Genomic DNA, 14,980 nt, shown 5'->3' on the forward strand with positions numbered 1-14,980 from the left:
TGGGCGAATATTAAGCGGTATCTGCGAACCGTTTTGTCTGATTACGCCCGATTTGACGATGCACTACTGTCCTATTTTGATTTTAATTGACTATACTTTCACGATGCTTTCACACAGATAATCGATGTTGTCGTCGGTAATGCCGGCGACGTTGATGCGGCCGGAACGGACGGCATAAATGGCAAACTCGTTTTTCAAACGGTCAACTTGTTCGGGAGTCAAGCCGCTGAAAGAGAACATACCGTTTTGTTCAATAATAAAATCAAAGTCTTGGGTTGAACCTTTGGCCTTGAGCAACTCGACAAATTTTTGGCGCATGGCTTTGATGCGGCCGCGCATTTCATCGAGTTCGGCAATCCATTGTGCTTTCAAATCATCATTTTTCAACACCAGTGCAATGGTGTTCGCACCATGTGAAGCCGGGTTGGAATACAAGGTACGGATGATGGTTTTGACTTGGCTGTGGGCGCGGGCTGCTGTTTCTTCATCTTCGGCCACCAAAGTGAATGCACCGACACGCTCGTTGTACATGCCGAAGTTTTTGGAATAAGAGCTGGCAATCAGCAATTCTGTATTGTGTTTCAAGAACACGCGCAAGCCATAGGCATCTTCTTCCAAACCGTTGCCGAAGCCTTGGTAGGCAAAGTCAAACAATGGCAGCCAGCCTTTTTCGGCAGAAAGTTTTGCCAGAGTTTCCCATTGTTCGGGCGTAGGGTCGATACCGGTAGGGTTGTGGCAGCAGCCGTGCAGCAGGACGATGTCGCCTTTTTGCGCTTGGTTCAAATCTTCAATCATGCCGTCCCAATCCAAGCAGTGTTTGGCGGCATCATAGTAGCGATAAGGTTTGTCTTGGATACCGACCGCTTTGGCAATGGCGTTGTGGTTTGGCCAGGTCGGATTGGAAATCCAGATGGTTTGCGCGTTCAACTGACGTTTGGCAAATTCGGCCGCAATACGCAATGCGCCTGTACCGCCAAGGCTTTGCGCTGTTTTGGCGCGGCGGCTGGCGATGATTTCGTGGTCTTTGCCGAACAGCAGGATTTGGGTTTGCTCGTTGTAGTCGGCAACGCCGTCGATGGTCAGGTAATTTTTGGTGGTTTCGCTTTCCAATAGGCGTTTTTCAGCCTCTTTGACGGCTTTGACAATGGGTGTCGCGCCGGATGCGTCTTTGTACACGCCGATGCCGAGGTTGACTTTTTCGGGGCGGGTTTCGGCTTTGAACGCTTCGCCCAAACCGAGAATCGGATCGGCGGGGGCGGCTTCGATGTGCTTGAAGAACATAGCTTGCTCCTTGATGGGGACGGAAGATAATTCGGGTTTGCCGATTTTACGCTGTTTTACACGGGCTGGAAACAGACGCAATCACGCCTGCCCGATATGGGCGAATGCCGCCCGGTTTGACAGGATGTGTTCTGCAAGCAGGGGCAGGTCTTGTTCGGCGGCTTCGTAGTATGCGCCGTCCCATTCTTCAAAGTCGGGGAACTGTTTGCGCAGGGATTCGATGTCTGCGCCTCCGTCGGCGAGCGTTTCGATGGTTTCGCCGTGTTGTTCGTAGAGGGCTTTGGCTTTGTCCAAGACTTTCGGCACGGCTTTGATTTTCCAGCGGCGCAGGCTGTCGGCAAGCGGGTTGCGGAAAATGTATTCGCCGTAGCCGGAGGCGATAAGCTGTACGAAGCCGCCTTCTTCGACTTGGCTGTCGAGGTAGCAGAATGCGGTCAGCGTGTGCTGGTCGTCGGACAGGCAGGAGAGGGATTCGTCGCCGGTTTGGGCGGTGTGTTCGAGGTAGGCGGAAACGAGGGTATAGAGCAGAACGGATGGTTCTTGTTGGCGGATGTCTTCAGGAAGGGTAAGCGCAGTCATGGTATGCCGTCTGAAAAGTGGGGATTATAGCGGATTGCGGCTTTGCGCCGAAAATATCCTTTAGCCTGCCGATGGCGTAAAATGGGCGCACGCCAACCACGCAAAGGAAAATCAAATGGACAATCTGAATCCGCAGGAAATTTCCGTGTTGCCGGAAAATCTGCCGCTGTATTGCTCGGGACCGGACAACGAGCAGTGGAACGGGCATCCGAGGGTGTTTTTACCTTTGGGCGAAGGAGAATCGGGCAGCGTTGCCTGCCCGTATTGCGGCACGCGCTACCGCCTTGACGGCAAGATGCCGCATCATTACTACGCCTGAATGCAAACGGCGATAAAAATGCCGTCTGAAGCCTTTTCCGGTTTCAGACGGCATTTGTTTGGCGGGGCGGGCTGTTCCGGCACGGGTATTCTGCCCGACGCGCCGCCCGGACGAGCGGCGGTTTCCGTTCCCCGCGTGCTGCCGCTATGGATGGCGGCGTTTCGCCTAGAGGAAGAAAATCATTGCCGCGACGACGGCAATCACGCCGTAAATCGCCATCGGGATAACGGTTTTCTTGATAATCGCACCTTCGGAATTTTTCACGTCCAATACGGTACATACGGCGATGATGTTGTTGAGGCACACCATATTGCCCATCGCGCCGCCGACGGACTGCAACGCCAGAATCAGGGTCACGGACAGGCCGGTATCAAGGGCGATTTGCTGCTGAATCGGGCCGAAGGTCAGGTTGGACACGGTGTTGGAGCCGGAGAAGAACGCACCGATCGCGCCCAGATACGGCGAAAAATAAACCCAGTGTTCGCCCGCCATTGCGGCAAATTCCTTACCGATGATTTTCACCATCGAATTGTCGCCGCCGACCAGCATCAGCTGAACCATAATCAGCGCACCCATCAGGGCAAGCAGCGGTTTTTTGGTTTGATTGAAGGTTACGGCATAAATCGTCCAGGCATCTTTGAATTTGGTTTTATACAGCAGGATGCAAATCCAAACGGTCAGCACGAACGGAATCCAAGCCGGGACGTACAGCGTTTGGTAAGACGCGCTGACATCTTGTCCGAAAATATTGCCGAAGGTAATCGTCAGGGAGTCGCTGACGGTAATTTTGGACAAATCAAACGGCAGTTGGAAGCTGAACCATTCTTCTTTGCTGGTCAAAATGCCTTTGATTCCGAGCTGTTTGATGCGGGTAACCACCAGCATGCCGATCAGCATACCCAAAGGGGCGAGTGCTTTGGCGACTTGGGCGAACGGCACTTTTTCGGCATTCGGGTCTTTGGCGTGGTCTTTGCTCAAGCCCCAGCCTTGGTTGGCGGCGAATACGGACACCATCAGGCCGATTGCGCCGGCGACGAGCGACGGGAATTCTTCGTTGACCATCGCCAATGCGGCATAAGGAATGGTGCAGGAGAAGACGGCAATGGCGACGAAGCCCAAGTTTTTGCGGATTTCAGACCAAGGCACGATGAAGCCCAAACCGATGACAGGGATGACGAAACCTGCGAAGAAGTGCATCACGCCGGTCTGCCTGCCGATGGCGAGGATGTCTTCGGCACTCAGGTTCAGCGGTGCGAAACCGAACCAGGTCGGCGTACCGACCGCGCCGAACGATACCGGCACGGAATTCATCACCAAAGTGAAAATCGCCACTTTCAACGGATTGAAGCCCAAGCTCATCAGAATCGGCGCGGCAATCGCGGCAGGCGTGCCGAAGCCGGATGCGCCTTCAATCATAAAGGCAAAAGCCCAGCCGATAATCATCAGTTGCGCTACGGGGTTCGGGCTGATGGTCGCCAGCCATTTGCGGATGACATCGATGCAGCCCGTGGTTTCCATCATACGGTTGAACATAATCGCGCCGAAAATCACGGTAATCGGCGTGAGCGTTTTGACGAGGCCGGAAGCGGCGGTGGCGTTGAGCAGCATTCCCGCATCGCCGAAGTAGAAAAGTTTGATGGCGTAAATCAGCACTGCGGTAATCGGCAGTGCGACGTAGGAAGGCATACTGTTTTTTTTCACCATCAGCCAAATCAGCAGGACGATGGGGAATATGCTGAGGAAAAGTGCCATAACGAATCCTTTTTAGGCATTTGCATCATAAGGCGCGTCGAGGTTTGGAAAGACGTTCAAATCCCGCACACCCGATATTTTGGTTAAAAGATAAATTGGTAAGACCAATTATTATGCGTTTGCACACTTTACGTAATCTTATGTAATCGGTCAAGCATTTTATCGATAATGGCTATTAATGCGGGTTAAGGATGGTGATGATGCGGCGGAGGGAGTGTGGGAAAGGGGCGTGTAGAAAAAGCCGCCCGAAAGGCTTCAGACGGCATTTTCAGCATTCTTCCGGCGGCACGAATACCGCGCCGTCCCCGTCCACGCGGAGGATTGAAGCATAGTCGTTATGCCAGTCGCCCAAAACGATGCGGGTAAAGCCGTTTTCGTGATGGATATGCTCGCGGTGGGTGTGTCCGTGTATCAGCCTTTCCGCGTTAAAGGCGCGAACCTGCCGCGCGGTAAAGGCGGCATTGACATCCATAATATCGGCGGGCTTGACCTGTTTTTCCATTTTGCTGACACGCCTGATTTTGGCGGCAAGGCGCGTGCGCCACTTCAGGGGCAGCATCAGGAACAGTTTTTGCAGCCGCCTGCAATGCACGATGCGGCGGAAACGCAGGTATGCCTTGTCGTCGGTGCACAATGTGTCGCCGTGGCAAATCAGGGTGTTGCTGCCGAACAAGTCCAAAACCGAGTAATCCGGCAGCAGCGTCATACCCGCCTGCCGGCAAAAATCCCGACCGATTAGGAAATCGCGGTTGCCCCTGACAAAGAACACGGCAACGCCTTTGTCGGACAATTTCCTGATTTCCCGCGCAACCGAAGTATTCAACTCGGAAACTTCGTCATCGCCCACCCAAAAATCAAACAAATCGCCCAAAATATAAACCGCCCGCGCCTGCCCGGCGGCGGCAGAACGTAAAAAACGCAGCAGCAGTTCGGTCAGTTCGGGGTGCTTTTCGCTCAAATGCAGGTCGGAAATGAAATAGGAGGGTCGCATAGGCAGGTTTCCAAATCGGGCGGATGTCGTGGCGGATTATAACGCGCCCGGCGGCGGGGCAATACGGCAAATGCCGCGCCAAGCATCGGGCATTGGCGGAACCGGGGTTCGGGCGCGTTAAAAATGCCGTCTGAAGGCTTCAGACGGCATCGCGCGGGTGCGGCATCGGAAAAAGGCAGAGCCGCCGTCCCGCCTTACGTTTATTGCTTCAATGTTTTTTCAATTCGGACAACGCGCGGCGCAACTGTTGCAGCTCGTTTTCCATTTCGGCCTGTTTGTGCAGTTTGCGGTCGGTTTCTGCCTGCCGGGCGCGCAACGCCGCCACTTCCTGCCGCAATTGCAAAACTTTTGCAGGATGCGCCGCGTTTTGTGCGGCAACCGCAGGTGTCGGTTTGCCGCCGAATTTCCAAGAAACCCCCGCGCCGAAAGCCCGGTCCGGTCCGGCAAAACTGCCCGCCACATTAAGCAACACATTTTCAGCGGGCTTAAACACCGCCCCCATTGCCACCGCTTGGGCATTTTTATAGCTTCCAAAGCCCAAAGAAAAGGCGAATTTGTCGTTTTTGCCTAATTGTGCAGGTTTTAACGAAGCCAACGCCGCAGCACTTGCGCCGACGCGGTTTGTACGTTTGCTTAAGCGGTTCAACTGGCGGACATTTACTGCATCATAAATCTTCCGTGCCATCGGCGACATTAACGATTTTCCGTTTCAATGTATCGGAACCCACTGATACGGTATTTTCTTCATTCGCCACAGATTCTGCACCTAAAGCAACAGAACCATAAGCATTTGCCCGAGTTTCATAACCTAATGCCAAACTTTCTTCTGCCAAAGCCCTGCTGTGACTGCCAAAAGTAGCACTGCGGTAGCCCGTTGATTGGCTGCTGTCGCCGACTGCCAAGCTTTCAATAGCTGTGGCTGTAGAAAACGCTCCAAATGAACTGGCAAAAAGATTATGTGAAGAAGATCTAAACCCTAGTGCCATCGCACCGTAAGTTTGACCGTATCTTGAGAGAATATCTTTTTCCGACTCAGTCCTTACGGTTATCTTTGTTACATTGCCGTCTGCATCGACATAAAGACCTTTATTATCGTTTCCCACAATATGATTTATTGTGCCTTTTTCCAATTGCTTGATCTTGGCGGCAGAACCAATCGCTATTGCACCATAGCCATCACTAGATGCCAGATAGCCTTCTGCTATACTAAATTTTTTCGATGCTTCAGAATTTCCCCCTAAAGCCAATGCCCCGGGTGCATTTGCTTCGGCAGATGTGCCGATTGAGGTTGCTAAGTTTGGTATTATCCCCCTGAGCTTTTGCCTCAACCCCAATGGCGATACTGAACTTATCTGCGTAAACTTTACCGCCTGATAACGAATAGTTTATTTCTTGAGGTGCAGCCGCAAAAGATCGAACAGGATAAAAAGAAGTGGAAATTAAGTAGAGCGATTAAAGAAAGGCGGGTTAGACTATTTTGCTTGCTTGCTTGCTTGCTTGCTTGCTTGCTTGCTTGCTTGCTTGCTTGCTTGCTTGACTGTTTTTGTTTTCATGGAATCCTCCTCCGTATATTTGTCAGGAAAGTGTGGGAAACGCAAAGATTTTAATACGGATGGCCGGGATGTGCAAAATCCTGCCGCACCGGGGCGGGATGCGGTAAGGTTTTGCCGGCAAGATATGGGGTGGTGCGGCGGGATTTCCGTTAAAATACGCTTCTTTTTTATTTTTTCCGACCATTATGCGCCTGACCCACATCAAACTCTCCGGCTTCAAATCTTTTACCGACCCGACCACGATTCATGTTCCGGGGCAGCTTGTCGCGGTTATCGGGCCGAACGGCTGCGGCAAGTCGAATGTGATTGACGCGGTGCGCTGGGTGTTGGGCGAGGCTTCGGCGAAGCAGCTTCGCGGCGAGAGTATGCAGGACGTGATTTTTAACGGTGCGGCGACGCGCCGTCCTGCGCCGAGGGCTTCGGTGGAGCTGGTATTTGACAACAGCGACCACAGTTTGCAGGGCGCGTGGGGGCAGTATGCCGAGGTGAGCATCAAGCGGCAGCTGACGCGTCAGGGGGAATCGACTTATTTCATCAACAATCAGACCGTGCGCCGCCGCGATATTACCGATTTGTTCTTGGGTACGGGCGTGGGCGCGCGCGGTTATGCCGTCATTGAGCAGGGGATGATTTCGCGCATCATCGAAGCGCGGCCGGAGGAGTTGCGCGCCTATATCGAGGAGGCGGCGGGCGTGTCCAAATATAAGGAACGCCGCAAGGAGACGGAAGGCCGTCTGAAAGACACGCGCGAGCATTTGCAGCGTTTGGGCGATTTGCAGAACGAGTTGGCGCGTCAGGTGGAAAAGCTGGAAAAACAGGCGGAAACCGCCGAACGCTACAAATCCCTGACCGCGCAGTTGAATCAACAACAGGATTTGCTCGATTACGCCCAATGGCAGCAATCGCTTGCCGCCGCCGACAAGGCGACCGCGCAGCATCAATCTTTGCAGGCGCAGCAGGATGAAACCGCCGCACAGGTTCAGGCGTTAAATAACGAAGTACACGCCTTGCAGACTGCCGAACAGTCGCAGCAGCAGGCAGTACACGAATTGAGCAACAAACGCGGCGTGTTGCGCGAGCAGATTGCCCGTTTGGAAGAACAAATCCGCCACCGGCAAAACCTGCACCAACGCATCGAACGCGACAAGCAGGCGGCGCAGGCGCAGTTGCAACGCATCCGGCAGGAGCAGCAGCAAATCCGCGTGCAGCTTGAAGAAAACGAGTTGCAGGCCGAAGAAAAGCAAACCGAATTGGCGGAATGGGCGATGCAGGTTGCCGAACACGAAGAGCGTCTGCCCGAATTGGAAGAAGTCCAAGCCACGCTCAACGCTGCCTTCCAAACCCAGCAGGACGAGGCAAACCGCATCCGCCGCGAACTGGCGTTGAAGCAGCAGCAGCTTGCCCATGCCGAACAAACCGTTGCCAAGCACGAAGAGCGCAAAGGTCGTCTGAAGCAGGAAAACCAAGCCCTGAACCTGCCCGACGAGGCCGAAACCGCCGCCGCTCAGGAAGCCGCCGCCTTGTTGCAAAGCCGGCAAGAGCATTACGAAGAACAAATCATTGCCGCCGAAGAAGCCTTGCACGCCGCCCGCGAGGCGTTTCAGACGGCCTCAAACCGCTTCCAAAGCCTGAAGCAGCAACACATTACCTTGCAGGCGCAGCAGCAGGCGTTGTCGCAAATCCTGTCGCAACAGCAGGAAGCCGCCGACTTTTGGCAGGCAACCGACCACGCCGCCGCGCCGCAACTGTGGCAACACATCACCGCGCCCGCCGAGTGGCAGCACGCCCTGTCCGTCATCCTTGCCGAACGCCTGCACGCCCGTAGCGTGCCGAATAGTTTCGTACCGCCCGCACCTTTGCCGCAGGGGCAGGCGGCATGGCTTTCAGACGGCCTCTCCGGCGGCATCAAAAAATCCCTGCCCGTACAGGCATTGCTGAACCAAATCCAAGCGCAGCCGCCGTTTCAGACGGCATTGCACCACTGGCTCGACGGCGTATTGTGCGCGCCCGATTTGAGCTACGCCCTCGCGCATCAAAACGATTTGGGCACGCATCAAATCTGGCTCACACCCGAAGGCCATCAGGTCGATAAAGTCAGCGTCCTGCTCTATGCCAAGCCCGCGCAGGAAAGCCTGATTGCCCAAAAAGCGCGCCTCGACGGCATCGCGTCCGAACTGGAAAACCTCGCCCCCGGACTTTCCGCCGCCGAAGCCGCGTTCAAACAGGCGGAGGCTGCCGTGCGCTCGTCCGAAGTGCAGCACAAAAATCTGATGCAGCAGCAACAGCAACACACGCGCCAATACAGTCAAGCGCAGCAACGCACCGCCGAACTTCTGGCGCGCACCAACCAAGGGCAAATCCGCCGCGAACACATCGAGCGCGAACTGGCACAGTTGGCGGAAGAGCAGACCGTGTTGCAACACACGTCCGACGGGCTTTCAGACGACATCGCTACTTTGCAGGAAGCCGCCGCCGAACTCGAACACCAGCAGCAAACCACCGCGCACAGCCGCCAAGAGCAGCAAGGCCGTCTGAAACAGGCGCAGCTTGCCCTGTTGGAAGCCAACCGCCAATACGGGCTTGCCGAAGTCGCCGTCCACAAACTCAACCAGCAAAAACAAAACTACCGGCAGCAAATCGCCCGGCTCGAACAGCAAACCCTGGACTGGCAGGAACGCCGGCAAGAGCTTGCCCTCGCCTATGAAACCGAGTTCCAAAACGACGAGCAGCACATCAAGCTCGACGAGTTGACCGAAACCGTACACACGCTGGACGAAGAATACATCGCCGTGCAGGAAAAACTCGCGCAGATTCAGGAACAGGGCAGGGAGCAATACGCCCGCGTACAAACCCTGCAAACCAAGCTGCCGCAGCTTCAGGCCGCCACCCAAACCGCCCTGTTGCAGCAGCAGGAGGCCCTGATCAACGCCAAACGCTACCATCAAAACCTGACCGAACGCGCTGCCGATCTGGACGTGCTCGAAGCGTTGGCGAAAGAATCGGCGAAAGTATTGAACAGCAGCATCGGCAGCCTTACCCGGCAAATCGAAGCCCTCGGCGCCGTCAACCTCGCCGCCCTGCAAGAACTCGAAGAAGCGCGCGAACGCGACGGCTACTACCGCAGCCAGAGCGAAGACGTGCAGGCCGCCATCGCGCTTTTGGAAGAAGCCATCGCCCAAATCGACGACAAAACCAAAGCGCGTTTCAAAGAAACTTTCGACGCCGTCAACGGCAAAGTCCAAACCTTCTTCCCGACTCTGTTCGGCGGCGGCGAAGCCACCCTCAAAATGATAGGCGACGACCTCCTGACCGCCGGCGTGTCCATCATGGCGCGTCCGCCCGGCAAGAAAAACAGCACCATCCACCTCCTCTCCGGCGGCGAAAAAGCCCTCACCGCCATGAGCCTCGTGTTCGCCCTGTTCAGCCTCAACCCCGCCCCCTTCTGCCTTCTGGACGAAGTCGATGCCCCGCTGGACGATGCCAACACCTCGCGTTTCTGCAAGCTGGTCAAAGAAATGTCGGTGCAAACCCAGTTCCTCTACATCTCCCACAACCGCCTGACCATGGAAATGGCGGAGCAGCTGGTCGGCGTAACCATGCAGGAAAAAGGCGTGTCGCGCGTCGTCGCCGTAGACATCAAGCAGGCGTTGGAAATGGCGGAAGCCGTTTGAAAGGCGTATCGGGATGTCAAAAATGCCGTCTGAACAGCGTTCAGACGGCATTTTTATAGATGGTTTAGGCACAATGCCGACTGCAACAGCCAATCAGTCGAAGCCGGGGCAGGATTGGTTTGTACCGGAAGCGGCAATGGTACCGCCGTCGTTGAGCGTAACGGTGCAGGTTTCGCCTTCGTTGGTCGCCGTATCGGGAGCGGCCTGAAGGGTGAAGTGGTCGGGGCTGACTTTGCTTAAGGTAATGTTGAAATATTTGTTTTGTTTCAGTTTGTTTTTTTCGTAGGTTTGAAACGTCCCTTTTTGGCGGTAGTAACGCTCCAAGTTTTGCGCGTTCACCAGCAGGGTGGATTTGACCTCCGACAGGCGGGCGCGCCGGATGTAGGTTTTATAGGAAGGGTAGGCGATGAGCGTCAGGATGCCGAGGATGGCGACGGCAATCATCAGCTCGAGCAGCGTAAAGCCTTTTTGAACGTTTTTCATAGCAATGTGTTTCCATTTGGTTGTTTGTGGGCGGCATTATAACGCCGTATCGGAAATGGCGGAATATGTAAACGGATTGAAATTTTCGGGAAAGCATATTGTATAAGCCATTTAAAACAAATGGTTATTTTTATTGTCGGCGGTTTGCCGCCTTGGATGGGGCAGGGACTTGCGGTAGAATCCGCTTCCGGTTTATGGGATTGACGCATACAGAGAATTGAAAACATGGCAAAAATGATGAAATGGGCGGCTGTTGCGGCGGTCGCGGCGGCAGCGGTTTGGGGCGGATGGTCTTATCTGAAGCCCGAACCGCAGGCTGCTTATATTACGGAAGCGGTCAGGCGCGGCGATATCAGCCGGACGGTTTCTGCAACAGGGGAGATTTCGCCGTCCAACCTGGTATCGGTCGGCGCGCAGGCATCGGGGCAGATTAAGAAACTTTATGTCAAACTCGGGCAACAGGTCAAAAAGGGAGATTTGATTGCGGAAATCAATTCGACCACGCAGACCAACACGCTCGATATGGAAAAATCCAAATTGGAAACGTATCAGGCGAAGCTGGTGTCGGCACAGATTGCATTGGGCAGCGCGGAGAAGAAATATAAGCGTCAGGCGGCGTTGTGGAAGGATGATGCGACCTCTAAAGAAGATTTGGAAAGCGCGCAGGATGCGCTTGCCGCCGCCAAAGCCAATGTTGCCGAGTTGAAGGCTTTAATCAGACAGAGCAAAATTTCCATCAATACCGCCGAGTCGGATTTGGGCTACACGCGCATTACCGCGACGATGGACGGCACGGTGGTGGCGATTCCCGTGGAAGAGGGGCAGACTGTGAACGCGGCGCAGTCTACGCCGACGATTGTCCAATTGGCGAATCTGGATATGATGTTGAACAAAATGCAGATTGCCGAGGGCGATATTACCAAGGTGAAGGCGGGGCAGGATATTTCGTTTACGATTTTGTCCGAACCGGATACGCCGATTAAGGCGAAGCTCGACAGCGTCGACCCCGGGCTGACCACGATGTCGTCGGGCGGCTACAACAGCAGTACGGATACGGCTTCCAATGCGGTCTATTATTATGCCCGTTCGTTTGTGCCGAATCCGGACGGCAAACTCGCCACGGGGATGACGACGCAGAATACGGTTGAAATCGACGGTGTGAAAAATGTGTTGCTTATTCCGTCGCTGACCGTGAAAAATCGCGGCGGCAAGGCGTTCGTACGCGTGTTGGGTGCGGACGGCAAGGCAGTGGAACGCGAAATCCGGACCGGTATGAAAGACAGTATGAATACCGAAGTAAAAAGCGGGTTGAAAGAGGGGGACAAAGTGGTCATCTCCGAAATAACCGCCGCCGAGCAGCAGGAAAGCGGCGAACGCGCCCTAGGCGGCCCGCCGCGCCGATAAACGAATATGCCGTCTGAACACGGAAACGGTTTCAGACGGCATTTGTTATTGATTTACGGAACATTATGAGCTTGATCGAATGTAAAAACATCAACCGCTGCTTCGGCAGCGGCGAGAACCGCGTCCATATTTTGAAAGACATCAGCCTGTCGATAGAGAAGGGTGATTTTGTCGCCATCATCGGGCAGTCCGGTTCGGGCAAGTCCACGCTGATGAACATACTCGGCTGTTTGGATACCGCCGGTTCCGGTTCGTACCGAATCGACGGCATCGAAACTGCCAAAATGCAGCCTGACGAACTGGCGGCATTGCGCCGCGAACGCTTCGGTTTCATCTTCCAACGCTACAACCTCTTAAGCTCGCTGACCGCAAGGGACAACGTCGCGCTGCCAGCCGTGTATATGGGTATGGGCGGCAAAGAGCGTTCCGCGCGGGCGGACAAACTCTTGCAGGATTTGGGTTTGGCAAGTAAAGAGGGCAACAAGCCCGGCGAACTCTCGGGCGGACAGCAGCAGCGCGTCTCCATCGCCCGCGCCCTGATGAACGGCGGAGAAATCATCTTCGCCGACGAGCCGACCGGCGCACTCGATACCGCCAGCGGCAAAAATGTGATGGAAATCATCCGCAGGCTGCACGAAGCCGGGCATACCGTCATTATGGTCACGCACGACCCCGGCATTGCCGCCAACGCCAACCGCGTCATCGAAATCCGGGACGGCGAAATCATTTCCGACACCTCGAAAAATCCCGAAATCCCCGCAAGCAATGTCGGGAGGATTCAGGAAAAAGCCTCGTGGTCGTTTTATTACGACCAGTTTGTCGAAGCCTTCAGAATGTCGGTGCAAGCAGTATTGGCGCACAAAATGCGTTCGCTTCTGACCATGCTCGGCATCATCATCGGTATCGCTTCGGTTGTCTCCGTCGTCGCGCTGGGCAACGGTTCGCAGAAAAAAATCCTCGAAGACATCAGTTCGATGGGGACGAACACCATCAGCATCTTCCCCGGGCGCGGCTTCGGCGACAGGCGCAGCGGCAAAATCAAAACCCTGACCATAGACGACGCAAAAATCATCGCCAAACAAAGCTATGTTGCTTCCGCCACGCCCATGACTTCGAGCGGCGGCACGCTGACTTACCGCAATACCGACCTGACCGCTTCTTTGTACGGTGTGGGCGAACAATATTTCGACGTGCGCGGGCTGAAGCTGGAAACGGGGCGGCTGTTTGATGAGAACGATGTGAAAGAAGACGCGCAAGTCGTCGTCATCGACCAAAATGTCAAAGACAAACTCTTTGCGGACTCGGATCCGTTGGGTAAAACCATTTTGTTCAGGAAACGCCCCTTGACCGTCATCGGCGTGATGAAAAAAGACGAAAACGCTTTCGGCAATTCCGACGTGCTGATGCTTTGGTCGCCCTATACGACGGTGATGCACCAAATCACAGGCGAGAGCCACACCAACTCCATCACCGTCAAAATCAAAGACAATGCCAATACCCGGGTTGCCGAAAAAGGGCTGGCCGAGCTGCTCAAAGCACGGCACGGCACGGAAGACTTCTTTATGAACAACAGCGACAGCATCAGGCAGATGGTCGAAAGCACCACCGGTACGATGAAGCTGCTGATTTCCTCCATCGCCCTGATTTCATTGGTAGTCGGCGGCATCGGTGTGATGAACATTATGCTGGTGTCCGTTACCGAGCGCACCAAAGAAATCGGCATACGGATGGCAATCGGCGCGCGGCGCGGCAATATTTTGCAGCAGTTTTTGATTGAGGCGGTGTTAATCTGCATCATCGGAGGCTTGGTCGGCGTAGGTTTGTCCGCCGCCGTCAGCCTCGTGTTCAATCATTTTGTAACCGATTTCCCGATGGACATTTCGGCGGCATCCGTTATCGGGGCGGTCGCCTGTTCGACCGGAATCGGCATCGCGTTCGGCTTTATGCCTGCCAATAAGGCAGCCAAACTCAATCCGATAGATGCATTGGCGCAGGATTGAGGTTTGAACAAAGATGCCGTCTGAAGCTGCCGCGACAGGCTTCAGACGGCATTTGAAAAAGGCTTGGAACATGGTTCCAAGCCTTTTTCATTGCGGGTTTACTGCTGGTTTTTGCGGATGATTTCCTCCAGTTGGGGCATCGGGCTGTAACCGCTTTGGGTGCGCCCGTTGGGGAAGACGAGGGTCGGTGTGCCGTTGAAGCCGAACTGTTCGCCCAAGGAAGTGGTTTCCGCGACGGGATTGTCGCAGATGCTGCCGCCGACCGGGAATTTGCCTTTACGCATCCAATCCGTCCACGCTTTGGCACGGTCGGGCTGACACCATAAGATTTGCGCCTTGCGCGCGGCATCTGGGTGCAGGCCGGCAATGGGCATCATAAAGCTGTAAACCGTCACGTCGGTCATTTTTTCAAACTCATGTTCCAAGCGTTTGCAGAACGGACAATCGGGGTCGGAGAAGACGGCGACTTTCAGCTTGCCGTTGCCGCGTACTTCTTTGATGGCTTTGTCCAAAGGCAGGGAGGCGAAGTCGATTTTGTTCAAATCGGCGGCGCGTTCTTCGGTCAGGTTTTTGCGCGTGTCGATGTTGATGAGTTCGCCGACGAACATATAGCCGCCTTCGGCATCGGTGTAGATAATCTGCCTGCCGCTGACGACGACTTCGTAAATGCCTTTGACCGGTGTTTCGCTGACGCTCAACACTTTCAAATCTTGGGCGGAATAGGTTTTTTCCAAACGCGCTTTCAAAGAAGCGGCAACGGATTTGCCGGCGGATTCGGCTTTGACGGCGGATTCGGCGTTGGCATTGGAAACGGGCGTTTGCCCGCAAGCCAGCAGCGGCAGGACGGTAAAGGGGGTCAAGATTTTGATTAACTTGGTTTTCATATCAAAGATGATTGAGCGTGTTGGAAAAGTGGCATTGTATCAAACCTCTGTTGCGCCTGCATT

Annotated in this window: 12 protein-coding genes and 1 pseudogene; 5 read left to right on the forward strand and 8 right to left on the reverse strand. The window is 54.6% G+C overall.

The features are described 5' to 3' along the window. A pseudogene (locus DFR77_RS14420) lies at positions 1-90 on the forward strand (IS630 family transposase); the annotation flags it as partial. Here the strand turns inward: DFR77_RS14420 and DFR77_RS07745 are convergent. Together DFR77_RS07745 and DFR77_RS07750 are read right to left on the reverse strand one after the other, a co-directional pair. Further along, positions 91-1,281, reverse strand: coding sequence for an amino acid aminotransferase (locus DFR77_RS07745; RefSeq protein WP_041421449.1), 1,191 nt, complete (start codon positions 1,279-1,281; stop codon positions 91-93). An 81-nt stretch (positions 1,282-1,362) separates the two neighbouring features. Then, positions 1,363-1,860, reverse strand: coding sequence for a DNA-mimic protein DMP19 (locus DFR77_RS07750; protein WP_003689329.1), 498 nt, complete (start codon positions 1,858-1,860; stop codon positions 1,363-1,365). A gap of 115 nt (positions 1,861-1,975) precedes the next feature. Between DFR77_RS07750 and DFR77_RS07760 the strand changes: the two genes are divergently transcribed. Next, complete coding sequence (locus DFR77_RS07760) at positions 1,976-2,179, forward strand: zinc-finger domain-containing protein (RefSeq protein WP_003689327.1); 204 nt, start codon at positions 1,976-1,978, stop codon at positions 2,177-2,179. Between the two features lie 165 nt (positions 2,180-2,344). Here the strand turns inward: DFR77_RS07760 and DFR77_RS07765 are convergent, their stop codons facing one another. The 4 genes from DFR77_RS07765 to DFR77_RS14130 form a co-directional block, all read right to left on the reverse strand. After that, entirely contained in the window at positions 2,345-3,931 is a 1,587-nt protein-coding gene (locus DFR77_RS07765) for an L-lactate permease (RefSeq protein WP_003689325.1), read from the reverse strand. 268 nt (positions 3,932-4,199) lie between these two features. Next, a complete protein-coding gene (lpxH, locus tag DFR77_RS07770; protein WP_003689323.1) occupies positions 4,200-4,922 on the reverse strand; it encodes a UDP-2,3-diacylglucosamine diphosphatase in 723 nt (240 codons plus the stop codon). 208 nt (positions 4,923-5,130) lie between these two features. Beyond that, entirely contained in the window at positions 5,131-5,616 is a 486-nt protein-coding gene (locus tag DFR77_RS14125; RefSeq protein ID WP_020997380.1) for a YadA C-terminal domain-containing protein, read from the reverse strand. Further along, positions 5,588-6,256 (reverse strand): hypothetical protein, encoded by a 669-nt coding sequence (locus tag DFR77_RS14130; RefSeq protein WP_003693669.1) that lies wholly within the window; start codon positions 6,254-6,256, stop codon positions 5,588-5,590. The genes DFR77_RS14125 and DFR77_RS14130 overlap by 29 nt, the downstream gene beginning before the upstream one ends. A gap of 404 nt (positions 6,257-6,660) precedes the next feature. Between DFR77_RS14130 and smc the strand changes: the two genes are divergently transcribed. Next, positions 6,661-10,146, forward strand: a complete 3,486-nt coding sequence (gene smc / locus DFR77_RS07790; RefSeq protein WP_113852086.1) for a chromosome segregation protein SMC — start codon at positions 6,661-6,663, stop codon at positions 10,144-10,146. A gap of 93 nt (positions 10,147-10,239) precedes the next feature. Here smc and DFR77_RS07795 read toward each other — a convergent pair whose 3' ends face one another. Then, positions 10,240-10,629 (reverse strand): type IV pilin protein, encoded by a 390-nt coding sequence (locus tag DFR77_RS07795; protein ID WP_082277493.1) that lies wholly within the window; start codon positions 10,627-10,629, stop codon positions 10,240-10,242. A 225-nt stretch (positions 10,630-10,854) separates the two neighbouring features. On the opposite strand from DFR77_RS07795, the gene DFR77_RS07800 reads away from it, so the two are divergent. Next, on the forward strand, positions 10,855-12,033 hold the full coding sequence (locus DFR77_RS07800; RefSeq protein WP_113852087.1) for a MacA family efflux pump subunit: 1,179 nt from the start codon (positions 10,855-10,857) through the stop codon (positions 12,031-12,033). A 65-nt stretch (positions 12,034-12,098) separates the two neighbouring features. Next, the gene (locus DFR77_RS07805; RefSeq protein WP_003695602.1) at positions 12,099-14,033 is read left to right on the forward strand and encodes a MacB family efflux pump subunit; all 1,935 of its coding nucleotides are present in this window, start codon (positions 12,099-12,101) and stop codon (positions 14,031-14,033) included. Between the two features lie 98 nt (positions 14,034-14,131). On the opposite strand, the gene DFR77_RS07810 is transcribed toward DFR77_RS07805, so the two are convergent. Then, positions 14,132-14,917 carry a DsbC family protein gene (locus DFR77_RS07810; protein ID WP_003689299.1) on the reverse strand — a complete coding sequence of 262 codons (786 nt, stop codon included), beginning with the start codon at positions 14,915-14,917 and terminating at the stop codon, positions 14,132-14,134. Positions 14,918-14,980 lie beyond the last annotated feature (63 nt).

It is taken from the genome of Neisseria gonorrhoeae (genome assembly GCF_003315235.1).
GTDB lineage: Bacteria > Pseudomonadota > Gammaproteobacteria > Burkholderiales > Neisseriaceae > Neisseria > Neisseria gonorrhoeae.

What these genes read in the sequence shown, in the direction of transcription:
- DFR77_RS07805 (WP_003695602.1), top strand. Translation starts at nt 12,099, where the DNA reads ATGAGCTTGATCGAATGTAAAAACATCAACCGCTGCTTCGGCAGCGGC.
- DFR77_RS07745 (WP_041421449.1), bottom strand. Translation starts at nt 1,281, where the DNA reads ATGTTCTTCAAGCACATCGAAGCCGCCCCCGCCGATCCGATTCTCGGT.
- DFR77_RS07765 (WP_003689325.1), bottom strand. Translation starts at nt 3,931, where the DNA reads ATGGCACTTTTCCTCAGCATATTCCCCATCGTCCTGCTGATTTGGCTG.
- smc (WP_113852086.1), top strand. Translation starts at nt 6,661, where the DNA reads ATGCGCCTGACCCACATCAAACTCTCCGGCTTCAAATCTTTTACCGAC.
- lpxH (WP_003689323.1), bottom strand. Translation starts at nt 4,922, where the DNA reads ATGCGACCCTCCTATTTCATTTCCGACCTGCATTTGAGCGAAAAGCAC.
- DFR77_RS07760 (WP_003689327.1), top strand. Translation starts at nt 1,976, where the DNA reads ATGGACAATCTGAATCCGCAGGAAATTTCCGTGTTGCCGGAAAATCTG.
- DFR77_RS07800 (WP_113852087.1), top strand. Translation starts at nt 10,855, where the DNA reads ATGGCAAAAATGATGAAATGGGCGGCTGTTGCGGCGGTCGCGGCGGCA.
- DFR77_RS14125 (WP_020997380.1), bottom strand. Translation starts at nt 5,616, where the DNA reads ATGTCGCCGATGGCACGGAAGATTTATGATGCAGTAAATGTCCGCCAG.
- DFR77_RS07750 (WP_003689329.1), bottom strand. Translation starts at nt 1,860, where the DNA reads ATGACTGCGCTTACCCTTCCTGAAGACATCCGCCAACAAGAACCATCC.
- DFR77_RS07810 (WP_003689299.1), bottom strand. Translation starts at nt 14,917, where the DNA reads ATGAAAACCAAGTTAATCAAAATCTTGACCCCCTTTACCGTCCTGCCG.
- DFR77_RS07795 (WP_082277493.1), bottom strand. Translation starts at nt 10,629, where the DNA reads ATGAAAAACGTTCAAAAAGGCTTTACGCTGCTCGAGCTGATGATTGCC.